The organism is Snodgrassella sp. ESL0304 (assembly GCF_013344995.1).
In the GTDB taxonomy this organism is placed as follows: Bacteria; Pseudomonadota; Gammaproteobacteria; order Burkholderiales; family Neisseriaceae; genus Snodgrassella; species Snodgrassella alvi.
This window is the reverse complement of sequence record NZ_JAAEDR010000013.1, coordinates 15,490-39,241: the sequence shown is the minus strand read 5'-3', so window position 1 is coordinate 39,241 and position 23,752 is coordinate 15,490. Positions and strand designations below refer to the sequence as shown.

The window sequence follows — 23,752 nt, the reverse complement described above, 5'->3', positions numbered from 1 at the left end:
TTCATTTTATTTTTGATTAAATTTAGTGATGGCTGTTTTCGTCACGCAGGAATACCCACTCTGATTCACTGGATGAAGCTTTATCATAATAATAGCCATCATAATCGAATTCTTTTAACTGTTCTGGATCTGTTAGCTGATTTTCTGCTGCAAAGCGCATAAACAAACCTCGCGCACGCTTGGCATAAAAGCTGATAATTTTATATTTACCATTTTTTTGATCTTTAAAAACAGGTGCAATAACAGGTACAGATATTTTTTTAGTATTTATTGCTTTGAAATATTCTTGTGACGCGAGATTAATAAGTACTTTATATTCTTCTGACTGTATATTCTGTTCAATGGTGTTGGTAATGATGTCTCCCCAGAAAGTATATAAATCTTTGCCGCGAGCATTTTTAAGTTTAATACTCATTTCTAAACGGTAGGGCTGAATTAAATCTAAAGGTTTAAGAACACCATATAAACCTGACAGGATAGACATATGTTGTTGCAAATAATCTAATGCAGATTCAGTTAAATGCAGCGCATCCAAGCCTTCATAAACATCACCATTAAAAAGATATACAGCCTGTTTGGCGTTTTCAGGTGTAAAAGGGGGCTGCCAGTTATGATAACGTTCGGCATTTTGTAAAGCGAGTTTATCGGAGATACTCATAAGAGTAGCAATTTCGTGGGGAGCCTGTTGTTGTAGTAATGGCATTAGTTGTTGTGCCTGATCCAAAAGTTTAGCTTGCGTATACTTTTTTGTAGGAACCTCTACTGATTCATTTAATTTTTTTGCAGGTGAAATGACAAAATACATTTTTTATCCTTGTTTTCAAATATTTTTCCCAATATATATAATTTATCAAAATGTATGATAAACATATACTGAGGTGTTGCTATTTGCTTGATGTATGGGGCTTGAAATAAAGAATACTATATTCTTAATTTATAAAAGCCGGTTATTTGCACAATTATAAAAAAAGCGGCACAATTCTTTACTCAATATTTATAGATAAATTAAACAATCATGTCTACTTTACAATTGCATCCTGAAACTATCGCCATCCGGGGTGCTAAGGAACAAACTCCTTTCAATGAACACAATTCTGCACTGTTTCTGACCAGTAGTTTTATGTTTGAAAATGCAGAAACTGGTGCATCTTTATTTGCCGGTTCTACACAGGGTTATACTTATACACGTACTAATAATCCAACTGTTGCGGCTTTTCAGGCAAGGGTAGCTCAGCTCGAACAGGGAGAGGCTGGTCTGGCAACGTCTACAGGAATGGCAGCAATCAATGCTACTTTTCTTGCTCTGTTAAAAGCTGGCGATCATTTGGTAGCCAGTAAAAGTTTGTTTGGAACTACGATTGGATTACTGAATAATATTTTGCCACGTTTTGGGATTGAAGTGACACTGGTGAGTCAGACTGATATTACTGAATGGCAGGCCGCTATCCGTCCTAATACCAGAATGCTTTTTGTTGAAACGCCGTCTAATCCGCTGAATGAACTGGCTGATATCACTAGACTTGCAGAAATTGCACATAATAATCAGGCTATACTGGTTGTTGATAACAGTTTTTTATCGCCGGCTTTGCAACAGCCGCTGCGACTGGGGGCAGATTTATCAGTCGAGTCTGCTACTAAAGCGATTGATGGTCATGGTCGTGTAATGGGAGGAGTTATCTGCGGCAGTGCTGCATTGGTAAACGAAATTTTTTTACATGTCCGTACTACCGGCGAAGTGTTGTCACCTTTTAATGCATGGATACTTCTAAGTGGTTTGGAGACTTTGTATATCCGCATGGAAAAGCAGTGTGCTAATGCGCTGGAAGTTGCTCAGTTTCTTTCAACTCAACCACAGGTAATAACGGTACATTATACTGGTCTGTCTAATCACCCGCAGAAATCACTGGTGCAAAAGCAACAGCAAGGTGGCGGAATTGTTGTAGCTTTTGAGGTTAAAGGTGGTGAAAAAGCTGCCTGGCAGGTAATTGACATGTTAACTCTGTTTAGTAAAACCGGAAATCTGGGCGATGTTAAATCAACTGTCACTCATCCATGGACGACCACACATGGCCGCATGCCTCCGGAAGCCAAGCTGGAAGCCGGAATTCAGCCCGGACTGATTCGCTTATCTGTCGGTTTGGAGCATGCCTCTGATTTAAAAGCTGATTTGGCTAATGCATTAAGTAAGATAAGTATTTGATATATTGAAAATAATTTTCAGATTAATTTAAACAGCTATTAGTGTTTTGTGTACATGGTATCTGATTATCATGTAATCAGTTAGTTTTATTTTACTATTGCATTGATAGCTGATTAGCTATATTTTATATAGAAACCCGATAATAAAAGGAAACCATAATGAGTAGCGATTTAATTGTTCATGTAGGTGATGGCAATTTCGATAAAGAAGTTTTGCAGGCGAATGTGCCGGTACTACTGGATTTCTGGGCTCCATGGTGTGGGCCGTGCAAAATGATTGCGCCAATTCTGGACGAATTGGCTTCGGCTTATCAAGGTAAGCTGAAAATTGTAAAACTTAATGTAGATGAGAATCAGGATACTCCTGCTAAATTTAATGTTCGTGGTATACCCACATTAATGATATTTAAAGATGGCGCTAGTGTTGCTACAAAAGTTGGAGCTTTGAATAAAGGACAACTGGAAGCATTTATCAATGCATCTATTTAATAATTTCTAACTAAATTAAGAATTATTTCGTGCTTTTGAAAGACTGAATCATATATAAGCCAGATAAATAGCTTAATATGATTCAGTCTTTCAAAAGCATAATTTTTTATTATTTGTATGTATCTATTATTTTGTAGCTGGCAGGTTTTTCAAAATTTTCTCAAATCCATTAACTGCAAGTTTATTTGTATAAACTGAATAAATATTCTTATAATAAAGTTTTTTACTAGATTAATATAAAAATATATTTAATGTCTTATAGTTTTATTATTTATTGAATTTAAATAATAATTAATCCATCACCAAAACATATAATACTATCGCTATCAATATTTATAATTCATAAAATATTTGTTTATGTATTAATCTTGAGCTTAATTAAAATTGTGTTTATAAAACTTCATTTAATACTTTTGTTCATGCTATGATGTTTTTTGTGTCCTGTGTAAATATGGTGTAAATCAAAAATCCGATAATTAGTGAAATATAGTTATATTTGTAAAATTGAACAGAATATTTTATTAATTTGACATTTTGAAAGCATAATATTGTTCTAATAATGCTTAAGTTTGATTAATGTTTTATTTTTTTGTTTAAATTAATGTAATTTAATTATATTTTTTCTTATTTTAAGTATTTGGGAACTTTATTGTGTACGTAACACGGGTTTTGTTAGAATGATTTTGTGATATTTCATTCGGAATTAAACGAAAGCGAGTACGCTATGAATCATAAATCCAATATGTCAGTTTCTCCACCAAATGCTGATCAATCCAGTGCATTAAATAAAACGTTTATAATTGCCTGGTTTATTTGTGCCATTTTTTATTTTGTACAATATGCATTGCGCTCGGCCCCAAGTATTATGCAGGCTGAAATTATAGACACTTTGCATATTTCTAAAGTTGAAATGGCTGGCATTATCGGTCTGTATTTTTATTCATATGCTTTCTTTGCGCTGGTATCAGGTGTGATGCTGGATCGTATCGGGCCGCGTTTTACTGCCTCGTTGGGTATTATTTTAGTTGCTATTGGTTGCGTACTATTCTGTTCCGGAACAGTTATAACTGCTCAATTCGGTCGATTCCTGCAAGGTGCAGGTTCCGGACTTGCTTTTACCAGTGCAGTATTTCTGGCCACACGCGGTTTTCCGAAAAAATGGCTGGCAACTGCTGTCGGTATGACTCAGTGTTTCGGTATGCTTGGCGGATTTATGGGACAAGCTGTTGTATCGCCGATTATTAAAAATCAGGTGCTGACATGGCAGATGTTCTGGATAGTGGCTGCTGGTATACTGGTTGTGGTTTTCTTTGGCTCAGTGTTATCTACACCACGTACTCGTGAAGGTAAAATTGACTGGAGTGGTTTGAGCCATCCTTATATTGTGGTATTGAAAAATCCACAGTCTTACATTTGTGCTTTCATCGGTGCCATGATGTTCCTGCCTACCAATGTTGGTAATATTGCATGGGGAAATCAGTTTTTACAGGACGGACTGATTGCTAAAGATGATATAGCCTTACGTTTGGCAATGGTTCCGCTAGGCTGGGTAATTGGTTGTCCGATTTTAGGTTATTTATCTGATGTAATTGGTCGCCGTAAGCCAGTTGTGATGGGTAGCCTTATTGCTATGGGCATTACTGGTGGTTTTATTGTTTACTTGCCTGATGTTATGCCGCCTTTTGTGATGGGTTTATTATTCGGTATTGCTTCCGGCGCGGCAATGATCCCTTATACAATGATTAAAGAAGTGAATCCTGATGAAGTTAAAGGTACAGCTACTGGTGTGATTAACTTTTTCGTATTTGTGATTAGTGCAATTATGACCAATATGTTTAATATTCTGATTGACCATCTGACAAAAGCAGAAGGTCAGCTGAATTTGAAAGTTTTCCAGACTGCTGACTATGTTTTTGTAGGTGGTTTGATTCTTGCATTTATCATGACAATGTTTGTTCGTGAAACCGGCAGTCAGGCTAAAAAATAATGTTTGAGCGGATATAATAATCGGCTTTAAATTTAAAACGGCTACTTTATGTAGCCGTTTACTTTTATATATTCTAAGTCAGAAAATTATTGGACTAAAGAAAATTCAGTCCCAGTTTAAGTCCGGATTTTGAGCAATAACTGCTTTGAACTGAGCGATAATATTGGCTAAAGCCTGCTGATTATCAGCTTCAAAGCGTAATACTAGTACAGGAGTGGTATTGGAAGCTCTCATCAGGCCGAATCCATCTTTAAATTCCACACGCAGTCCGTCTATAGTGATGCGCTCAATCTCATTTTCAAATCGTGCATTTTGTGCCAGACTGGAAATAATTTCATGTCCGGTTTGTCCGGCCGGAACAGCAATATTCAGTTCTGGTGTAGAAACTCCTTCAGGTAAATCATTCAAAACAGCAGAAGGATTTTCATGTCTGGATAAAATTTCCAGCATACGTGCACCGGCATATAATCCGTCGTCAAAGCCTAGCCAGCGTTCTTTGAAGAATACGTGACCACTCATTTCACCGGCTAATAATGCATTGTGTTCTTTGATTGCTGCTTTGATAAAACTGTGACCAGTTTTGCTCATGATTGCTTCACCACCATGCTGTTCAATCCAGGGTTTTAATAATCTGGTGGATTTTACATCATAGATAATTTTTGCTTGCGGATTGCGTGCGAGAACATCAGCAGCAAAGAGCATTAGCTGACGGTCAGGATAGATAATCCGTCCATCTTTTGTTACAACACCAAGACGGTCACCATCTCCATCAAAAGCTAGTCCGATTTCGGCATCGCTTTTTTGCAGTACCTGAATTAAATCCTGTAAATTAGCAGGTTTAGCCGGGTCAGGATGATGATTGGGAAAATTGCCATCTACTTCGCAAAATAATTCCTGTACTTCACAGCCCAGAGCGCGATATAAATCGCCGGCATAGGCTCCAGCTACACCGTTTCCGGCATCAATAACAATTTTCATTGGTCGCTGGAGCTGAACATGATTAGTTATATAATTAATATATTCTGATGCAATAGGTAAGGGAACAACATTACCGGTATGTTCAGATTGAGCGGCAAGCTCGTCGGATTCGATAATTTTACGTAAAGCCTGAATATCATCTCCAGCCAGAGTAGTTCCAACCAGCATCATTTTAAAGCCATTATAGTCGGGCGGATTGTGACTGCCTGTAATCATGATGCCGCTGCCTTGGCAATGTTCAACAGCTGCAAAATACAGCATTGGTGTGGCAACCATACCTATATCGATTACATTGATACCACAGGCAGTAATGCCCTGAATCAGACTTGTTGCCAGAATCGGACCGGACAAACGGCCGTCACGTCCTATTGCAATCTGATCAACTCCTTTGCTGAGGGCTATTGTGGCAATAGCACGGCCAATCAGTTCGGCAGTATCTTTATTCAGTGAAACATCTACGATGCCGCGGATATCATATGCTTTGAATATGCCGGCATCTATCTGTTTGGTATTCATGTGTTTTTTCCTTGTTTGTTCCTGTATTTGGATCGAGGTATGTTTATATTTTATTGGTATTTGAAGATAAAACCGGAATATTGGTGCAACAATTAAGCTTTATTGCCGAGTGTAGGTAAACCAAAATGACTATAACTTAATTCAGTGGCCATGCGTCCTCGCGGCGTGCGCTGTAAGAATCCTTGCTGAATTAAATAAGGCTCGATAACATCTTCGATGGTATCAGTTGATTCACCAATTGCTGCGGCAATATTATCCAAGCCGACAGGTCCGCCTGAAAATTTGTATAAAATTGCTTCCAGATATTTACAATCCATAACATCCAGTCCGGACTGGTCAATATCCAGCATTTTTAAAGCCGCATCTGCTGTAACAGCATTTATTTCCCCCTGATGTTTTACTTCTGCATAATCTCGTACGCGTCTGAGCAGACGATTAGCAATACGCGGTGTACCGCGACTGCGTCTGGCTATTTCTGCCGCTCCGGTATTATCAATTTTGAGTTGCAGAAGCTGAGCCGATCGGCTCACAATCGTAGTTAAATCTGCATTATTATAAAATTCCAGACGTGAAACTATACCGAAACGATCTCGCAATGGGTTTGTTAACATGCCGGCGCGTGTAGTTGCTCCGACCAGAGTAAATGGCGGAAGATCGATTTTAACTGAACGCGCAGCGGGTCCTTCACCAATCATGATATCCAGCTGATAATCTTCAAGTGCCGGATACAATATCTCTTCTACTACAGGATTCAGCCGGTGAATTTCATCAATGAAAAGTACATCATGCGGTTCCAGATTGGTAAGCAGTGCGGCCAGATCGCCTGCGCGTTCGAGTACAGGTCCCGATGTCTGACGTAAATTGACGCCAAGTTCATGAGCAATAATATGTGCCAGAGTGGTTTTACCAAGTCCCGGCGGACCAAACAATAAAGTATGATCCAGAGCTTCGTGCCGTATTTTTGCTGCCTGAATGAATATTGAAAGCTGCTCTTTGGATTTGTGCTGACCTATATAATCTGATAACGCACGCGGACGCAGAGCTCGTTCGAGTAGCTCTTCCTGTGCTGAAGCAGTCTGCGGGCTGATGACGCGTTGTGGCTGTGCGCCTGATAGTTGGTCTGTTTGTAACATGAGTAAATAAAAAAATAAATTATATCAATATTGAACTGAAACCTGAGTAAATGGAAAACAGACTAAGTAAAATTGTGATTTTAAACAGGTGTACACATGCTGGCAAAAACCTGAAAATATTCAGGGAAGGTTTTATTGACACACTGCGGATCATCAATATAAACAGGTGTTCCCAGTAAACTGATAAGTGAAAAACACATGGCCATTCTGTGGTCATCATAAGTGCTAATATGAATATCTGAATGTAATTTTGCCGGTGGTGTAATGCTGATGCTGTCTTCAGTCTCTAATACTGTGGCACCTAATTTACGTAATTCACAAGCCATGGCATTGATTCGATCAGTTTCTTTAACACGCCAGCTGGCAATATTGCGAATATGACAGGTACTTTTGCTGGCGAGAGCGACGATAGCCAGTGTCATAGCTGCGTCAGGGATATTATTAGCATCAATATCAAAAGGCAGGATGTTCTGATGTGGTGCACGGGATATTTCAATAAATTGTTTACCCCAGTGTACAGTTGCTCCGATTTTTTCAAGCTCTTGCACAAATGCTACATCACCTTGAATACTTTGATTGTCTATACCATTGACACGAATAGGTTTTCCTGAAATCAGGCCGGCAGCAAGAAAGTAGGAAGCACTGGAGGCATCTCCTTCCACATAAATGTGAGCCGGAGCATGGTAATGTTGTCCTGCATTCAGTCTGAATGTCTGATAATGATCATGTTCAACGTCTACTCCAAACTGTTTGAGCAGATTCAGAGTAATTGCGATATAAGGTTTAGAAATTAATTCACCTGTAACTTCGATAGTATACTTTTTACCTGTTAATGGTAGGGCAATGAGTAATGCAGTTAAAAACTGGCTGGAAACATTACCTTTAACACTAATATGATCAGTATTCTGTTGCCGGATTTCATGAATTTGTAATGGCGGAAAGCCGTTTTGTCCTTTATACTCAATCTCGGCACCTGTCATTCGCAATGCATTAACCAAATCGCCGATAGGACGTTCATGCATACGATTTACACCATGTAAATAATATTCACCGCCTGTTATCGCCAGTACTGCTGTTAATGGTCTGAATGCAGTACCTGCATTACCAAGAAATAAATCAGCTTTCTGTTTAGGGAATTTACCCTGACAACCATATATTCTGATATTTAAACCAGAGTTAGTACTGTTTACGGGAAGATGTTCAACTCTAACGCCAAGTGTTTTCAGTGCTTCCAGCATATAGCGGGTGTCATCTGAATCAAGTAAATCATAAATTTCACTGACATTATCCGCCAATGCAGCAAGGAGTAAGGTGCGGTTGCTGATACTTTTGGAGCCGGGCAGATTAATACTGGCAGGATGACAGGTACAGGCTTTTAAATGCAAGGTCTTCATGTATAAATTGGTAAATTTGAAGTATTTGATTGAAAGTTTATCAGTTAATTGTACTGTGGGATATGCATATCAATCGCAAACAGGATAAATATACATAAAATCTGGAACCATGAAGGAGTATAATTCAGGTGAGCAGCAGTAATATTGGTTATAATAGCAAATATATTAATATATTAATTTAGTAAGTATAAATATGAATTTTGATTGGCGCTGGTCTAAATCCAGTACAGTTTGGTTATTAATGATACTGGCTGTTCCTTTTGTTCAGCAATTACATATTAATCCTGACTGGGTATCCTATGTAGAAAATACACAAACCATTTTTCTGCTATTTTGTTTTTTATTTACTTTACTTTCAACTTTATGCAGTGGTTTAAAAGGAAAAGAGAAAGCATTCTGGCTCTGGGCATCATTATGGTGGCTGGTATTGCTGGGTCGTGATCAGAACTGGGGCAGGCAAACTTTTTCCGGATATTCTCATGCTGTGTATCATGGAATTGCTGCTGTACTGATTTTAGGTCTGATTTTAATGTTGCTGTGGCCGCGGCTGCGTGCAGGAATCCAGTATTATTATCATCAGCCGTTTCCTGTATGGAATTTCCTTTTGGCTGCAGCCGGCTTTCTGCTGGCTGATGCAATTGAGCGTGGTCGCTGGATTGCACAGTTTATTTTGTTAAATCCAGTTTATGATGATATGCTTGAGGAATTGTATGAATGTCCGTTCATGCTTGCATTATTTACTGTCTCTGCAGTATTGCAATGGCGAACAATTATGCAGATGAAAAGATCTTTAAAGCAGGTTAAGGTGTAATATTTCATTGATACAGATAAAAATTGAGCCATCAGAGTTTGCTAACCAGTCTGATGGCTCATTAATTTTTGATATAAATGATATCAGTTTGTGTTTAGAACGAATTTTCTGATATATAAATATAATTCAGGACAATCTATAAGGCTGAAAAGAGCTTGTTAAAAGGTACTAATATGGTTGCAATACAATCAGAACCGCGATTAAAGGTAATTGCAATTGATGGTCCCAGTGCATCTGGAAAAGGAACGGTAGCAGCAAGGGTGGCGGCTATTTTGTCCAGAGATTATCTGGATTCCGGGGCACTTTATCGGTTAACTGCACTATATGCCCAGCAACAGAATATAAGCTGGCATAACGAACATGAAGTGGCTGCTCTTGCACAAGAGCTTCCGGTAGTTTTCAAGAATGATTCGATTATTCTGAATGATGAGGATGTAACTTCAGCTATACGGACAGAAAGTATTGGCATGGGTGCATCTGCTATTGCGGCATTGCCTGAAGTGCGGACTGCATTGTTGCAGCGTCAGCGAGATTTTTTAACTTCAAGAGGACTGGTTGCTGACGGAAGGGATATGGCTTCTGTTGTATTTCCGCAAGCCGAACTCAAAATATTTCTTACAGCCAGTGCACAAGTACGGGCGCAGCGGCGGGCTTTACAGTTAGGGCTGGCTATTGATGGTCCGGACTTTGTGCAAATTCTTACTGATATCGAAAAACGTGATCAGGCGGATCGTCAGCGTACTGTGGCACCGCTTAAGCCAGTCAGTGATGCAAAAATTTTAGACACTTCCTCTCTTAATATTGAAGAAAGTGTGAAAAAAGTACTTGATTGGTATCGAAAAATCTAAAATTAGGTTATAATTAAACTTTTTGTACTAACATTCTTAGCATTTCAATATTTGAAAATGTTTGAATTTTGTACTAAATAATTGTTTTACATGTTTTTATACTGACAGGCTTGTAATAGATGCCGGCAGTAATTATATGATTTGACTGGCACAGTCAGGGTGTGCCGGTTTTGATTAACTAACTTTTGTATCCCCTGACGATACCTGTTTGAGAACATAAATATATGACTATGGAAAATTTTGCCCAGTTGCTGGAAGAAAGTTTCACCTTGCAAGAGATGAATCCCGGCGAAGTCATCACCGCAGAAGTTGTTGCCATAGACAATAATTTCGTCACTGTGAATGCCGGTCTGAAGTCAGAATCTCTGATTGATGTGAGCGAGTTCAAAAATGCAGCGGGCGAGATTGAAGTTAAGGTTGGCGATTTTGTTACCGTAACTATTGAATCTGTGGAAAACGGTTTTGGTGAAACCAAGCTGTCACGTGAAAAAGCCAAACGTGCTGCTGACTGGATCAAGCTGGAAGAAGCCATGGAAAATGGTGAAATTCTGTCTGGCGTGATTAATGGTAAGGTTAAAGGCGGACTGACTGTGATGATTAACAGTATCCGCGCATTCCTGCCTGGTTCACTGGTTGATGTACGTCCGGTTAAAGATACTTCTCACTTTGAAGGCAAGGAAATTGAATTCAAGGTAATTAAACTGGATAAACGCCGTAACAATGTTGTGGTTTCACGCCGTGCTGTTCTGGAAGAAACTCTTGGTGAAGAACGCAAAGCCTTGCTGGAAAACCTGAAAGAAGGTTCAGTAGTAAAAGGTATTGTGAAAAACATTACCGATTACGGTGCTTTCGTTGATCTGGGTGGTATCGACGGTCTGCTGCATATTACTGATCTGGCATGGCGCCGTGTTAAACATCCAAGCGAAGTGCTGGAAGTTGGTCAGGAAGTTGAAGCTAAAGTATTGAAGTTTGATCAGGAACGCAGCCGCGTTTCTCTGGGCCTGAAACAGCTGGGTGAAGATCCGTGGAATGGTCTGGCCCGTCGTTATCCGCAGGGTACCCGTCTGTTTGGTAAAGTTACCAATCTGACTGATTATGGTGCATTTGTGGAAATCGAGCAGGGCATCGAAGGTCTGGTACATGTTTCTGAAATGGACTGGACTAATAAGAATGTTCATCCAAGCAAAGTAGTTCAGATGGGTGATGAAGTAGAAGTGATGATTCTTGAAATTGATGAAGATCGTCGCCGCATCTCTCTGGGTATGAAACAATGTCAGGCTAACCCATGGCAGGAATTCGAATCCAACCATGAAAAAGGCGATAAAATCAAAGGCGTTGTGAAATCCATTACTGACTTTGGTGTATTTGTCGGCTTGCCTGGCGGTATCGATGGTCTGGTTCATCTTTCTGATCTGTCATGGACTGACGGTGGCGAAGAAGCTGTACGTCAGTTCAAGAAAGGTGAAGAAGTTGAAGCTGTAGTTCTGGCCATTGATGTTGACAAAGAACGTATTTCTTTGGGTGTAAAACAGCTGGCTGGCGATCCGTTCAGCAACTATGTCAGCGTAAATGACAAAGGCAGCATCGTAACCGGTAAAGTGAAATCACTGGATGCTAAAGGTGCTGTTATCGCATTGGCTGATGATGTTGAAGGCTATCTGCGCGCATCAGAAGTTTCCAATGATCGTGTTGAGGATATTCGCAATGTCCTGAAAGAAGGCGATGATGTTGAAGCTGTGATTACTACGGTAGATCGTAAAAATCGCAATATCAATCTGTCTATTAAAGCTAAGGATGCTCAGGAAAGCAGTGCTGCTATGCGTTCGTTGTCTACTAACAACAATGCTTCAGCCGGTACTACCAGCCTGGGTGATTTGTTAAAAGCTAAATTATCTGGTGAAAGCGAATAAGCGGTTATGACGAAGTCGGAATTAATGATTCGCCTGGCGGAATTATATACTGCTAATAATGATAGTACTGTATTAAATGCTAAGGACGTTGAGCAAAGTATTAAGATTCTTGTTGATACGATGACTCGAGCTTTAGCTAAAGGTCAGCGAATTGAAATTCGTGGATTTGGTAGCTTTGATTTAAATCACCGTCCAGCTCGTGTTGGACGTAATCCTAAAACAGGTGAAAAGGTGTCAGTACCGGAAAAATATGTACCGCACTTCAAACCTGGTAAGGAATTACGTGAACGTGTTGACAAAGCTCTCGTATCTAAAGATAAATAATTCTGTTTTATTTTAGATAGACGTTAACGCCGCAGTTTCTGCGGCGTATTTTTATTTTATGGTGGTCGGATGTTAAGTAGGTATGCTAAGGTTACGTCTTTTAACTTTTGCTAAATACAATTCTGACATCCAGAAGAAATCAATTATATGACCACATCAGTCTTTGTTGCTCCCGAATTTAATAATCAAAGTCCTCTTACTTGGTATCAGGCTGCAGAACAGCAACCCGGATTTATACATGATGCAGCTCAGTTACGTGCAATTAAACAACTGGACAGACTCTGGACAGAGTTGATGATGTTCAAACGTAAACGAAACCGCTTTCTCGGGCGCAGTCTGCGTTCGCCGCGTGCACCGAAAGGTTTGTATATGTATGGCGGAGTCGGGCGTGGCAAAAGTTTTTTAATGGATGTTTTTTTTGGATGTTTACCATATCGGCGCAAACGCAGGGTACATTTCCATGCTTTTATGGCAGAAGTACAGGAACGATTAAAAGATCATCATAGTCAGACTAATCCATTAAGTGCAGTCGCACAGGATATTGCTCGTGAAGTAAGAGTGTTGTGTTTTGATGAATTTCATGTCAGTGATATTGCTGATGCCATGATTCTGGGAAGATTACTTGAGGGCTTATTTGAGCAGGGTGTGGTTATGGTGGCTACGTCCAATTATGCTCCGTCTGAGCTCTATCCGCAAGGTCAGAATCGTTCCAGCTTTTTGCCTACTATTGCACTAATTGAAAAAGAGCTGACTATTTTAAATGTAGATGGCGGTGAAGATTATCGAATGCGTACATTAAAGCCCGCAGATATATTCTATATACCAGCAGATGCAAGTAGTGAACAAAAATTAACAGAGTTATTTCACAAAATTAATGGTGAACAGGAAATTACTGGCGGAGAAATTGAAATACTTGGGCGTAAATTACCGTACAAAGCAATTTCTGATACAACAATCTGGTTCGACTTCAATACATTATGCTGTGGTCCGCGCTCACAAAATGATTATCTGGAACTGGCAAAAAAATTTCGCGTATTAATTTTGTCAGACATACCCAAAATGGGATCTGGTCAGATGGCTGAAGCACGGCGGCTTACCTGGTTAATTGATGTTTTATATGATTATCGTATTAAGCTATGTGCCAGTTGCGAGGTCGCTATAGACGATATCTATACAGACGGCGATTTCGCCAACGAGTTTACTCGTACAGCCAGCCGTCTTACAGAAATGCGTTCAGAAGAATATTTAACTTTACCTCATTTAACACTTGATAGTGAAAATGCAAGTATAGGAAAAGATATTAAATAAGACTGAATTTTGTTAAAATGACAAGATATGTTTTTTGAAGCAATTTTGCGGCAAAAAATTAGTATATTCAATATTTATGGAAACAAATATGACTATCGAGCGCACATTATCTATTGTTAAACCTGATGCAGTTGCTAAAAACGTTATCGGACAGATTTACAGCCGTTTTGAAAATAACGGGCTGAAAATTATTGCTGCTAAAATGAAACATTTGTCTCAAGCTGAGGCTGAAGGTTTTTATGCTGTTCATAAGGAACGTCCGTTTTTTGCAGATCTGGTAAATTTTATGATTAGCGGACCAGTGATGATTCAGGTGCTGGAAGGTGAAAATGCAGTCGCCAAGAATCGAGAATTAATGGGTGCAACTAACCCTAAAGAAGCCGCTGCAGGCACAATTCGTGCTGATTTCGCTGATTCAATTGATGCCAATGCTGTTCATGGCTCAGACAGCCTTGAAAATGCAGCTATTGAAATTGCATATTTTTTTGCAGCCGATGAGCTATGCGCTCGTTAATACTGTAAATAAATTTACTGAACTTAGTCCACCTGTACAGGTGGACTAATTTGTATAAATACAAGTAGGAGAAATAAAATGTCTGATTTTTTTAATTTATCTGTTTTGAAATCGCTTCCGGTTCAGAAATTTAATGAAACCAAACCATTTCCAAATCATTTGTTTAAAGAAATATTATTACCCGAAGCATTTAATGAATTGTATAACAATTTTCCCAGTCTGGATCTATTTGAAAAGCATGTGAACAGACCGCGCGGAAAAAGCGGGCAGCGGCCTCATAATCGATACTATCTGGCATTTGAAAAATCTATCTATCATAAAAATGATCAGGCCGGACTTGGTGTAACCAAAATTGAGCAGTTGCCGAATGTATGGCAGGAATTTGTACGTGAGGTACAAACATCGGAGCCTTATCTGGAGTTTTTAAATCGTTATTTGAATCTTAATGAATATACTATTCGTTACGCATGGCATGTAGGTGAAACTGGTTCTGAAGTTTCACCTCACTGTGATAGTCTTGATAAAATCGGTACACACATTTTTTATTTCAATACTTCAGCCGACTGGGAAATTGAGTGGGGCGGTTCCATTTTAGCTCTTGGCGGTAAAAAAACAGATAAAACGAATCCTGATATCAGTGATTTTGAAACGGTGGAAGGTTTTGATATCCGCGATAACAGCAGTTTTTTATTTAAAAATACTTCCGACGGATGGCATGCTACTGAAGTTTTGACTTGTCCTCCAAACCACTATCGTCGTTTATTTAATGTCATTGTTCAGAAAAAGAAAACGGAAACACCACTGAAAAAAATATGGCATTATCTGTCTGGTAAAAATTAAAGAATTGTATAGATTGTTGAATAAAGTTGTATTATCAGCATAATAGAATAACTGAAAACCAGTTATTACTATTTATTGCTTACTTAATGTATTACCCTGATGAAAACCAATTTGCTAAATTTTGACTTACCCGGTTTAACTGCCCATTTTGCTCAGATGGGAGAGAAGCCTTTTCGTGCCAGACAAGTGATGCGCTGGATGCACTTAGGCGGGATAGCCGATTTTACAGATATGACTGATCTGGCTAAATCTTTGCGTCATAAATTACTGGATAATGCTGAAGTGAAAGTACCGGATTTACTGATTGAGCAAAAGTCAGCTGATGGTACATGCAAATGGTTGCTTGATGTTGGTACTGGTAATGGTGTGGAAACGGTTTTTATACCGGAAGATACCAGAGGTACGTTATGTATTTCTTCGCAAATAGGCTGTGCATTGGAATGCATGTTTTGCTCTACCGGCAGACAGGGTTTTAACCGCAATCTGACCACAGCAGAGATTATCGGGCAGTTATGGTGGGCTAACAAAGCCCTTGGTGTTACGCCTAAGGATGAAAGAGTAATTTCCAATGTGGTTATGATGGGAATGGGCGAGCCATTAGCCAATTTTGATAATGTGGTGACAGCATTAAGTATCATGCTGGATGACCATGGCTATGGTTTATCACGTCGTCGTGTAACTGTATCGACCTCTGGTATGGTACCCCAGATGGATCGCCTGAAAGAAGTTATGCCTGTAGCATTGGCTATTTCACTGCATGCTTCTAACGATCAGGTGCGTGATAAACTCATTCCATTGAATAAGAAATATCCGCTTAACCAGTTAATGGCTGCATGTCAGCGTTATCTGGTAAAAGCACCGCGTGATTTTATTACCTTTGAGTATATTATGCTGAAAGGCATTAATGATGCTCCCGAACATGCGCGTGAATTAATCGCTCTGGTTAAAGATGTGCCGTGTAAATTTAATCTGATACCGTTTAATCCGTTTGCCAATTCGGGGTTTGAACGTTCAACAAATGAACGTATCCGTGTATTTCGTGAAATTTTGCAGGAAGCAGATTTTGTAGTAACAGTCAGAAAAACCCGTGGTGATGATATTGATGCAGCATGTGGTCAGCTTGCGGGAAAAGTAAAAGATAAAACGCAGCGACAACAAAAGTGGCAACTTGTACAGGGATGATTCGATGAAAAAATTGGGGTTAACTCTATTATGTGCACTGGTATTATCAGCCTGTGCTACTCAGACTATGAACAAAAAACCGACAGCGGCACAGCGAGCCAGAGAGGTAGCACAGATTAAAACTCAGCTGGCGGTAGAGTATTTGAAAAATCAAAATTACCGTCAGGCTGTTGAAGCAATTGATGAAGCGATAAAAAATAATAGTAGTTCACTTGATGCATGGTTGATACGCGCTCAGATATGGCAGTATTTAAAAGAACCGGCAAAAGCAGAAGAGAGTTTTCAGCGTGCTTTGTCATTAGCATCAGATAGTGCAGAAGTAAATAATAACTATGGCTGGTTTGTGTGTGATGTTTTGAAAAAGCCGAATGCATCATTAGCTTATTTTGATAAAGCTTTGGCTGATCCAACTTATCCTACACCGGAAATTGCCCAGTTCAATAAAGGTATTTGCAGTAGCCGAATGGGGCAGTATCAGCTGGCTAACAGCTATTTTGAACGATCTTTGGCAGCTAATCCGAATTTTATTGCTGCAAAGAAAGAAATGGCTCGTAATAATTTGCTGGCAGGTAATGCTTCGGATGCCAATTATCTGTTTAAGCAGTATCAGAGTCAGATAAATAACTTATCTGCCGATGATTTATTATTGGGGTGGAGAATTGCAAGATCTTTGGGTAATATGCAGGCCGCTTACGAATATGAAGCACAACTGCGTAATAATTTCCCTTATTCTGCTGAGTTAGAGCAGGTTTCTACAGGAAAATTCTGATGAATGAGCAAACCAAAAATCCCGAGTCCGGCCCAAATGCAGCAGTTACTCTGGGAACATTACTTTCACAGGCACGAAAACAGAAAGGACTGTCTGTAGGTGAAGTTGCCGAACGTTTAAAACTGCCGGCACGGCAAATTGAGGCAATGGAAAGCGGTAGCTATAAAGGTTTGCCAGAAGCTGTATTCATCAAAGGCTTTTTAAGCTCATATGCCCGTTTGCTCGAAGTAGATGAAAAAGAACTGAAGCAATATTTTCAGCAGATTTTTCCTGCTGCCAGTCATTTGTCAACTTCAGACAATAATAAAGTCGTTTCTGCGGATCTTGATTTTAAAGGTAAGCCGCAGCGTCGTCATTTTCCACGCTGGCTGATTGTTGTATTGGTAGTAATTTTAATCAGTGCAGTGGTATATGCATGGCAGACTAAATCTACATCTGAAAATGCCAGACAAACTGCTACGGCGGGTCAGGAAGTATCTGTGCAAACAGCTTCTATTAGTGATATCGCTGCCAGTAATATTCGTGTTGTACCAATGACGGACAATGAACACACCGGTTCCCAGACTGTTACCGAAGTTACTGCCGCCAGTCAGTCTGCTAGTACAAGCAATACTACAGATACACAGGTGTCTCAGCCTGCTGTATCAACTTCAGATACATTGGTAATAAAACTTGAAAACAGAGGCTGGTTACAGGTAAGTGATAAAAATGGCAAGCTGCTTATTAGTCAGGTAGTAGATCCCGGTAGTACACATCAGTTTAGCGGAGCTGCTCCATATAAAGTAATACTTGGTTATACCCCTGGTGCCAGTATCCGGTTTGCCGGCAAAGATATCGCTATTGAACAAAACAAGAAAAGAACCGCAGCAATGACGGTAGGTGGAAATTGAAATGACCTTGGCTGGAGTACGAAGGAAAACCTATCAAGTAAAAATTGATCATGTAGTTATCGGATCTGAAGCACCCGTCAGAGTACAGTCTATGACTAACACTGATACTGCTGATGCTGAACAAACAGCCATTCAGGTAAAAGCACTGGCAGATGCCGGTTCTGAACTGGTTCGAATTACAGTTAACTCACCTCAGGCGGCGGCCAGAGTATCTGAAATTCGCCAGCGTCTGAATGACATGGGCTGTAATGTCCCCTTAGTTGGCGATTTTCATTTTAATGGCGATCGCCTGCTTAAAGATTATCCGGATTGTGCGACAGCACTTTCAAAATACCGGATTAACCCGGGTAATGTGGGTAAAGGTGTGAAGGGCGATGAAAAATTTGCTTTCATGATTCATACAGCAGCAGAGCACGATAAAGCTGTTCGCATCGGAGTAAACTGGGGTTCGCTGGATCAGGCTCTTGCAAAGCGCATGATGGACAATAATCTGGCTTTAGCAACTCCTCAGCCTGCAGAAACAGTTATGAAAGAAGCATTGATTGTTTCTGCACTGGAATCTGCGCAAAAGGCAGAAAGTCTTGGTTTACCGGCTGACCGGATTATATTGTCTTGTAAAGTATCTAATGTACAGGATTTAATAGAGGTTTATCATAATCTTGCTTCCCGTTGTATGTATCCACTGCATCTTGGTTTAACCGAAGCAGGAATGGGTAGTAAAGGTATCGTAGCGTCTACTGCGGCTTTGGCTATTTTATTGCAACAGGGTATAGGTGATACCATTAGAGTATCGCTTACTCCTGAGCCGGGAAGTGCACGGACGCAGGAAGTAGTGGTTGCTCAGGAAATCCTGCAAACCATGGGATTGCGTTCTTTTACGCCGCTGGTAACAGCATGTCCCGGATGCGGACGTACAACCAGTACCGTGTTTCAGGAACTGGCGCGGGATATTCAGCAGTATTTGCGTGAAAAAATGCCAGTATGGCGGCTGCAATACCCGGGCGTGGAAAATCTGAATGTAGCGGTTATGGGTTGTGTTGTTAACGGGCCTGGTGAAAGTAAACTCGCTGACATTGGCATATCTTTGCCTGGTACGGGTGAAACACCTGTTGCTCCTGTATATGTGGATGGCGAGCGCAAAACTACCTTAAAAGGCGAGCATATGGCTGAAGAGTTTCTGGCCTTGGTAGAAGAATATATTCAGACCAATTATGGTGAGCAGGGTAAAAAGCGGGAAACAGCGAAAGTGATTCCGATTACGGCTTTATAAGATAAATATACTGTTATAGCTGTCAGCAGCTAATATAGTTTAACAGGGATAAACAAATTAATTAATATGGGTCAGAAAATCCAGGCCGTTAAGGGCATGAATGATTTACTGCCAGTAGAGCAGAAAGATTTTAAACTGACATCTGCACTCTGGCAGGCGTTTGAAGACGTAGTGGTCGCATGGACACGCAGTTTTGGTTACAACCAGATTCGGACACCGGTTGTTGAGCAAACTGGTTTGTTTGTACGTTCAATCGGAGAAGAAACCGACGTTGTGGGCAAAGAAATGTATACATTTGCCGATTCCAACGACAAGCTGAGCCTGAGCCTGCGGCCGGAAGGTACAGCCTCTTGTCTGCGTGCAGTTGTTGAGCACAACTTACTTTATAATAGTCCGCAAAAATTATGGTATATGGGACCGATGTTCCGACGGGAGCGCCCACAAAAAGGGCGGTATCGTCAGTTCCATCAGGTTGGTGTTGAGGCATTAGGATTTAACGGCCCTGATGCAGATGCCGAGCTGATTGCCATGACTGCTAATCTCTGGGAACGGCTGGGTATTCGGGAATACCTTACACTTGAATTAAATACTCTGGGTAATCAGCAGGAACGTACTGCTCACCGTACTGCACTAATTGCTTATTTACAACAGCATGAAGCCATTCTGGATGAGGATAGCCGGCGTCGTATGCATACTAATCCGTTACGTGTGCTGGATACCAAAAATCCCGATTTACAGGCAATGGCGAATGCTGCGCCACGTCTTATAGATTATCTGGGCGCAGAATCACTTGCACACTATAATACTTTAAAAAATATGCTGGACGGGCTGGGTATCACATATGTAGAAAATCCGCGTCTGGTTCGTGGTCTGGACTACTATAATCTGACCGTATTTGAATGGACGACAACTAAACTTGGCGCACAGGCAACTGTATGCGGTGGTGGTCGTTACAACGGGCTGATTGAAGAGCTTGGCGGTAAACCAGCGCCGGCTATTGGCTTTGCATTGGGTATTGAACGTCTATTACTGCTTGTACAGGAATTTGGCAAACTGCATATTAACAATGCGCCTGACGTATATATCATACATCAGGGAGAAGGAAGCAGTTTGATTGCCATGCAGCATGCCGCATTATTACGGGCAGCAGGTTTGAATGTTTATTTATACTGTGGTGATCAGAGTCTGAAAGCCCAATTGAAAAAAGCTGATGCCAGTGGTGCTGCAATAGCAGTAATTGTTGCTCAGGAAGAGCAATTAAACAATACACTAACGCTTAAGAATTTGAGTACTCATGAACAACAGACTGTTGCTGCCGAAGCAGCTTTACAGTTAATCCAACAATGGAAGAATGCATAATGGTTGTACATATTCAGGATGAACAGGAAGTTGCAAATTTCAAATATTTCTGGCAACGCTGGGGACGCTGGATTTTTGCTATACTGGTTATATTGTCATTGGCATATCTGGGTTATGTGCTGTATCAAAGCCATTTACGCAGTAATAATGAAAAAGCAGCAGAAGTATTTGATACATTTATTTCTCAGGCTAGTGCCAATAATTTGACTGAGAGTAAAAAGGCACTTGTACAATTACAGGAAAAATATCCTGATACCATGAATGCAACTCAGGCTACACTGATGATGGCCGGTTCAGCATTTGATGATGGTAAATATGATGAAGCCATCCGCCATTTGCAATGGGTTAAAGCCAGACAGCATGATGATTTATTGCAAACAATCGTTGCGCAGCGGCTGGCTACTGTATATTTACAGCAAGGTAAATACAATGAAGCTTTACAGGCGCTGGATGTAAAAGTAACCAATGAATTAAAGCCGGTTCTGCTTGAAACCAAAGGTGATGTTTTACAGGCGCAAAAGAAAAATACCGAAGCCGTTGCTGCCTACCAGCAAGCTTTGAATTTATTATCAAAAGATTCAGTACAACGCGAAGTCATCCAAATGAAAATAAGCAGTTTGAGTTAATCAATGCTTAATAAAACCTGAAATTCCGGCCGGAAAAACCGGTAGGAATTTCAGGTTTATCAGTTGTACTGAAAAGCTTGCCGCTGGCAGGCTATTGCTGTTTTAAAGCAATAGAAATTATCTGAAAGAATGAATATGAAACCAACGATTGTTCTGGTTGGTCGCCCGAATGTAGGCAAATCAACATTATTTAACCGCCTGACCCGTACACGTGATGCACTGGTTGCCGATTTACCCGGCCTAACCCGCGACCGGCATTACGGGCATGGCAGAGTGGGAAGTAAACCTTATCTGGTTGTTGATACCGGTGGTTTTGAGCCGGTAGTAGATAGCGGTATCTTATATGAAATGGCTCGCCATACTCTGCAAGCCGTAGATGAGGCGGATGCAGTTATCTTTCTGGTAGACGGACGTACTGGTCTGACACCACAGGATCAGATTATCGCCAACCATTTGCGCCAGAGTTCCCGGCCTGTATATCTGGCAGTGAATAAAGGTGAGGGCGCTAACAGACCGATTCTGGCAGCAGAGTTTTATGAATTAAGTCTGGGAGAGCCTGTCGTTATCTCAGGAGCGCATGGCGACGGCGTGTACGGACTGATAGAAACTGTACTGGAAGACTTTCCCGAAGAAGAGGAACCGGTAAACAGTCATCATCCGGTTTTTGCAGTTATTGGTCGGCCGAATGTCGGCAAATCAACTTTGGTTAACGCAATCTTGGGTGAGGAGCGGGTTATTGCTTTTGACATGGCCGGTACCACACGTGACTCAATTCACATAGATTTCGAGCGTAACGACAAACCTTTTACCATTATCGATACTGCCGGAGTACGTCGTCGTGGCAAAGTAGATGACGCTATTGAGAAGTTTTCCGTTATTAAAGCAATGCAGGCTATCGAAGCGGCTAACGTAGCTGTACTGGTACTCGATGCACAACAGGATATAGCCGATCAGGATGCAACTATTGCCGGCTTTGCTTTGGAAGCTGGTCGTGCTTTAGTTGTTGCAGTAAATAAATGGGACGGAATAACCGAAGAGCGCAAGCAACAGGTTAAGCGTGATATAGCACGTAAACTGTATTTTCTTGATTTTGCTAAATTTCATTATATTTCGGCATTGAAAGAAAAAGGAATTGACGGGCTCTTCAGTTCAATTCAGGCAGCCTATGATGCTGCAATGATTAAACTGCCTACCCCGAAAATTACCCGCGTATTACAAAGTGCGCTGGAACGACAGCAACCTCCGCGCGCCGGCTTAATTCGCCCTAAAATGCGTTATGCCCATCAGGGCGGCATGAATCCGCCAGTTATAGTCATACATGGTAATGCCTTACAGCATATCAGTGATGCTTATACCCGATATCTGACACAAACATTTCGCAAAGCATTTCATTTACAGGGTACACCTTTACGTATTCAATATAATGTAAGCGAGAATCCATATCAGGAAAATGACAGCAAACCAGCGCAGCCATTGCGTCGTGTCAAACTAAGTAACCGGATTGCCAAGCGTGAACAGATAAAACAATCGAAAAAGCAGGTAAAGCGTAAAAATAAAGTCAGTTCAAAGAAAACAAATGCCCATTAATGTGATAGCATTGACACTGCTTTCTAAATCGCTGTACGCAGGTGCAGCTAAGCGATAACATAATCAAAAAAACAGGAGTAGCCAAATGAGCGCCAAAGGACAAATGTTACAAGATCCTTTCTTGAATGCACTGCGAAAAGAGTATGTGCCAGTTTCAATTTATCTGGTAAACGGTATTAAACTACAGGGTCAGGTGGAATCATTTGACCAGTATGTTGTACTTTTACGTAATACTTCAGTAACACAAATGGTATACAAACATGCGATTTCCACAATTGTGCCTGCACGTGCAGTAAGCTTGCAGCATGAACCGAAACCTGCATCAGCAGAATAATACAGTCATACTGCATTAGCAAAAAGCCGTGGATTTCCACGGTTTTTTTGCTAATAAGTCATCGATTTGGAAAACAGATTAATCACAATAACACCCACCAGTATCAGACCGATGCCAATAATTGCCGGCATATCCAGCTTTTGTCCGAATTTGATCCAGGCTATGATTGACACACAAACAATGCCCACTCCGGACCACACTGCATAAGCAATGCCTACAGGCATAGTTTTCAGAGTTTGTGCAAGCGAATAAAACGAAATAATATAGCCCAGAACAGAACAAATACTGGGCATCAGCCGGGTAAAACCATTACTCAGCTTAAGCATACTGGTTGCAAATATCTCAGCCAGTATAGCGATGGAAAGAAAAATCCATTGATTCATGTTTATCCTTCTCGTTACTGCATTAGTTTCCTTGTGCAGCTATATTACGTATGGTTGGTATAAACTGAGTACAAATTTATCGAGTTTTACATAATGTTCAA

General features: G+C 40.5%; 23 protein-coding genes. 18 read left to right on the top strand and 5 right to left on the bottom strand.

The genetic code is table 11. From position 1 onward, the window contains the following. Positions 1 to 22: 22 nt before the first annotated feature. Entirely contained in the window at positions 23 to 805 is a 783-nt protein-coding gene (yaaA, locus tag GYX91_RS05935) for a peroxide stress protein YaaA (protein WP_174830191.1), read from the bottom strand. 210 nt (positions 806 to 1,015) lie between these two features. On the opposite strand from yaaA, the gene GYX91_RS05930 reads away from it, so the two are divergent. The 3 genes from GYX91_RS05930 to GYX91_RS05920 all read left to right on the top strand — a co-directional run bounded on the left by GYX91_RS05930 (position 1,016) and on the right by GYX91_RS05920 (position 4,675). Next, positions 1,016 to 2,200: an O-succinylhomoserine sulfhydrylase gene (locus GYX91_RS05930; protein WP_174830189.1), complete on the top strand. Its 1,185-nt coding sequence runs from the start codon at positions 1,016 to 1,018 to the stop codon at positions 2,198 to 2,200. Positions 2,201 to 2,358: 158 nt separating this feature from the next. Next, complete coding sequence (gene trxA, locus GYX91_RS05925) at positions 2,359 to 2,688, top strand: thioredoxin TrxA (RefSeq protein ID WP_037395093.1); 330 nt, start codon at positions 2,359 to 2,361, stop codon at positions 2,686 to 2,688. A gap of 724 nt (positions 2,689 to 3,412) precedes the next feature. After that, positions 3,413 to 4,675 carry an MFS transporter gene (locus GYX91_RS05920; protein WP_025330819.1) on the top strand — a complete coding sequence of 421 codons (1,263 nt, stop codon included), beginning with the start codon at positions 3,413 to 3,415 and terminating at the stop codon, positions 4,673 to 4,675. 105 nt (positions 4,676 to 4,780) lie between these two features. Here the strand turns inward: GYX91_RS05920 and GYX91_RS05915 are convergent, their stop codons facing one another. From GYX91_RS05915 to aroA, 3 genes are all read right to left on the bottom strand, one after another. Continuing rightward, positions 4,781 to 6,169, bottom strand: a complete 1,389-nt coding sequence (locus tag GYX91_RS05915) for a phosphomannomutase/phosphoglucomutase (RefSeq protein ID WP_174830188.1) — start codon at positions 6,167 to 6,169, stop codon at positions 4,781 to 4,783. 92 nt (positions 6,170 to 6,261) lie between these two features. Beyond that, the gene (ruvB, locus tag GYX91_RS05910; protein WP_174830187.1) at positions 6,262 to 7,302 is read right to left on the bottom strand and encodes a Holliday junction branch migration DNA helicase RuvB; all 1,041 of its coding nucleotides are present in this window, start codon (positions 7,300 to 7,302) and stop codon (positions 6,262 to 6,264) included. 80 nt (positions 7,303 to 7,382) lie between these two features. After that, positions 7,383 to 8,696, bottom strand: coding sequence for a 3-phosphoshikimate 1-carboxyvinyltransferase (gene aroA / locus GYX91_RS05905; protein ID WP_174830186.1), 1,314 nt, complete (start codon positions 8,694 to 8,696; stop codon positions 7,383 to 7,385). Between the two features lie 193 nt (positions 8,697 to 8,889). Between aroA and GYX91_RS05900 the strand changes: the two genes are divergently transcribed. The 15 genes from GYX91_RS05900 (at position 8,890) to hfq (ending at position 23,268) form a co-directional block, all read left to right on the top strand. Further along, a complete protein-coding gene (locus tag GYX91_RS05900) occupies positions 8,890 to 9,507 on the top strand; it encodes a hypothetical protein (RefSeq protein WP_084547712.1) in 618 nt (205 codons plus the stop codon). Between the two features lie 173 nt (positions 9,508 to 9,680). Further along, a complete protein-coding gene (gene cmk, locus GYX91_RS05895) occupies positions 9,681 to 10,355 on the top strand; it encodes a (d)CMP kinase (RefSeq protein WP_084547713.1) in 675 nt (224 codons plus the stop codon). Between the two features lie 224 nt (positions 10,356 to 10,579). Beyond that, complete coding sequence (gene rpsA / locus GYX91_RS05890; RefSeq protein ID WP_025330813.1) at positions 10,580 to 12,265, top strand: 30S ribosomal protein S1; 1,686 nt, start codon at positions 10,580 to 10,582, stop codon at positions 12,263 to 12,265. Positions 12,266 to 12,271: 6 nt separating this feature from the next. Further along, a complete protein-coding gene (locus GYX91_RS05885; RefSeq protein ID WP_037395076.1) occupies positions 12,272 to 12,589 on the top strand; it encodes an integration host factor subunit beta in 318 nt (105 codons plus the stop codon). 147 nt (positions 12,590 to 12,736) lie between these two features. After that, on the top strand, positions 12,737 to 13,897 hold the full coding sequence (zapE, locus tag GYX91_RS05880) for a cell division protein ZapE (protein ID WP_041879476.1): 1,161 nt from the start codon (positions 12,737 to 12,739) through the stop codon (positions 13,895 to 13,897). An 88-nt stretch (positions 13,898 to 13,985) separates the two neighbouring features. Next, positions 13,986 to 14,411, top strand: a complete 426-nt coding sequence (ndk, locus tag GYX91_RS05875) for a nucleoside-diphosphate kinase (RefSeq protein ID WP_084585077.1) — start codon at positions 13,986 to 13,988, stop codon at positions 14,409 to 14,411. Positions 14,412 to 14,489: 78 nt separating this feature from the next. Further along, the gene (locus tag GYX91_RS05870) at positions 14,490 to 15,251 is read left to right on the top strand and encodes a hypothetical protein (protein WP_100125499.1); all 762 of its coding nucleotides are present in this window, start codon (positions 14,490 to 14,492) and stop codon (positions 15,249 to 15,251) included. A 99-nt stretch (positions 15,252 to 15,350) separates the two neighbouring features. Next, positions 15,351 to 16,433, top strand: a complete 1,083-nt coding sequence (rlmN, locus tag GYX91_RS05865) for a 23S rRNA (adenine(2503)-C(2))-methyltransferase RlmN (protein ID WP_174830185.1) — start codon at positions 15,351 to 15,353, stop codon at positions 16,431 to 16,433. 4 nt (positions 16,434 to 16,437) lie between these two features. Beyond that, positions 16,438 to 17,202 (top strand): type IV pilus biogenesis/stability protein PilW, encoded by a 765-nt coding sequence (gene pilW, locus GYX91_RS05860; protein WP_041879487.1) that lies wholly within the window; start codon positions 16,438 to 16,440, stop codon positions 17,200 to 17,202. Then, entirely contained in the window at positions 17,202 to 18,092 is an 891-nt protein-coding gene (locus tag GYX91_RS05855; protein ID WP_174830184.1) for a RodZ domain-containing protein, read from the top strand. Before pilW ends, GYX91_RS05855 begins: the two co-directional genes overlap by 1 nt. Position 18,093: 1 nt before the next feature. Then, complete coding sequence (ispG, locus tag GYX91_RS05850; protein ID WP_078474907.1) at positions 18,094 to 19,362, top strand: flavodoxin-dependent (E)-4-hydroxy-3-methylbut-2-enyl-diphosphate synthase; 1,269 nt, start codon at positions 18,094 to 18,096, stop codon at positions 19,360 to 19,362. A 66-nt stretch (positions 19,363 to 19,428) separates the two neighbouring features. Beyond that, a complete protein-coding gene (gene hisS, locus GYX91_RS05845; RefSeq protein ID WP_041879492.1) occupies positions 19,429 to 20,721 on the top strand; it encodes a histidine--tRNA ligase in 1,293 nt (430 codons plus the stop codon). Beyond that, positions 20,721 to 21,347, top strand: a complete 627-nt coding sequence (locus GYX91_RS05840; RefSeq protein WP_041879496.1) for a tetratricopeptide repeat protein — start codon at positions 20,721 to 20,723, stop codon at positions 21,345 to 21,347. The genes hisS and GYX91_RS05840 overlap by 1 nt, the downstream gene beginning before the upstream one ends. A 135-nt stretch (positions 21,348 to 21,482) precedes the next feature. Further along, entirely contained in the window at positions 21,483 to 22,934 is a 1,452-nt protein-coding gene (gene der, locus GYX91_RS05835) for a ribosome biogenesis GTPase Der (protein WP_084547720.1), read from the top strand. Positions 22,935 to 23,019: 85 nt separating this feature from the next. Further along, positions 23,020 to 23,268, top strand: coding sequence for an RNA chaperone Hfq (gene hfq / locus GYX91_RS05830; RefSeq protein WP_025330801.1), 249 nt, complete (start codon positions 23,020 to 23,022; stop codon positions 23,266 to 23,268). 50 nt (positions 23,269 to 23,318) lie between these two features. Here the strand turns inward: hfq and GYX91_RS05825 are convergent, their stop codons facing one another. After that, complete coding sequence (locus GYX91_RS05825) at positions 23,319 to 23,651, bottom strand: multidrug efflux SMR transporter (protein WP_174830183.1); 333 nt, start codon at positions 23,649 to 23,651, stop codon at positions 23,319 to 23,321. Between the last annotated feature and the right edge of the window lie 101 nt (positions 23,652 to 23,752).

Bases quoted from the DNA above. Each gene is read 5' to 3' on its own strand.
- yaaA (WP_174830191.1), bottom strand. From the start codon at position 805: ATGTATTTTGTCATTTCACCTGCAAAAAAATTAAATGAATCAGTAGAG.
- GYX91_RS05930 (WP_174830189.1), top strand. From the start codon at position 1,016: ATGTCTACTTTACAATTGCATCCTGAAACTATCGCCATCCGGGGTGCT.
- trxA (WP_037395093.1), top strand. From the start codon at position 2,359: ATGAGTAGCGATTTAATTGTTCATGTAGGTGATGGCAATTTCGATAAA.
- GYX91_RS05920 (WP_025330819.1), top strand. From the start codon at position 3,413: ATGAATCATAAATCCAATATGTCAGTTTCTCCACCAAATGCTGATCAA.
- GYX91_RS05915 (WP_174830188.1), bottom strand. From the start codon at position 6,169: ATGAATACCAAACAGATAGATGCCGGCATATTCAAAGCATATGATATC.
- ruvB (WP_174830187.1), bottom strand. From the start codon at position 7,302: ATGTTACAAACAGACCAACTATCAGGCGCACAGCCACAACGCGTCATC.
- aroA (WP_174830186.1), bottom strand. From the start codon at position 8,696: ATGAAGACCTTGCATTTAAAAGCCTGTACCTGTCATCCTGCCAGTATT.
- GYX91_RS05900 (WP_084547712.1), top strand. From the start codon at position 8,890: ATGAATTTTGATTGGCGCTGGTCTAAATCCAGTACAGTTTGGTTATTA.
- cmk (WP_084547713.1), top strand. From the start codon at position 9,681: ATGGTTGCAATACAATCAGAACCGCGATTAAAGGTAATTGCAATTGAT.
- rpsA (WP_025330813.1), top strand. From the start codon at position 10,580: ATGACTATGGAAAATTTTGCCCAGTTGCTGGAAGAAAGTTTCACCTTG.
- GYX91_RS05885 (WP_037395076.1), top strand. From the start codon at position 12,272: ATGACGAAGTCGGAATTAATGATTCGCCTGGCGGAATTATATACTGCT.
- zapE (WP_041879476.1), top strand. From the start codon at position 12,737: ATGACCACATCAGTCTTTGTTGCTCCCGAATTTAATAATCAAAGTCCT.
- ndk (WP_084585077.1), top strand. From the start codon at position 13,986: ATGACTATCGAGCGCACATTATCTATTGTTAAACCTGATGCAGTTGCT.
- GYX91_RS05870 (WP_100125499.1), top strand. From the start codon at position 14,490: ATGTCTGATTTTTTTAATTTATCTGTTTTGAAATCGCTTCCGGTTCAG.
- rlmN (WP_174830185.1), top strand. From the start codon at position 15,351: ATGAAAACCAATTTGCTAAATTTTGACTTACCCGGTTTAACTGCCCAT.
- pilW (WP_041879487.1), top strand. From the start codon at position 16,438: ATGAAAAAATTGGGGTTAACTCTATTATGTGCACTGGTATTATCAGCC.
- GYX91_RS05855 (WP_174830184.1), top strand. From the start codon at position 17,202: ATGAATGAGCAAACCAAAAATCCCGAGTCCGGCCCAAATGCAGCAGTT.
- ispG (WP_078474907.1), top strand. From the start codon at position 18,094: ATGACCTTGGCTGGAGTACGAAGGAAAACCTATCAAGTAAAAATTGAT.
- hisS (WP_041879492.1), top strand. From the start codon at position 19,429: ATGGGTCAGAAAATCCAGGCCGTTAAGGGCATGAATGATTTACTGCCA.
- GYX91_RS05840 (WP_041879496.1), top strand. From the start codon at position 20,721: ATGGTTGTACATATTCAGGATGAACAGGAAGTTGCAAATTTCAAATAT.
- der (WP_084547720.1), top strand. From the start codon at position 21,483: ATGAAACCAACGATTGTTCTGGTTGGTCGCCCGAATGTAGGCAAATCA.
- hfq (WP_025330801.1), top strand. From the start codon at position 23,020: ATGAGCGCCAAAGGACAAATGTTACAAGATCCTTTCTTGAATGCACTG.
- GYX91_RS05825 (WP_174830183.1), bottom strand. From the start codon at position 23,651: ATGAATCAATGGATTTTTCTTTCCATCGCTATACTGGCTGAGATATTT.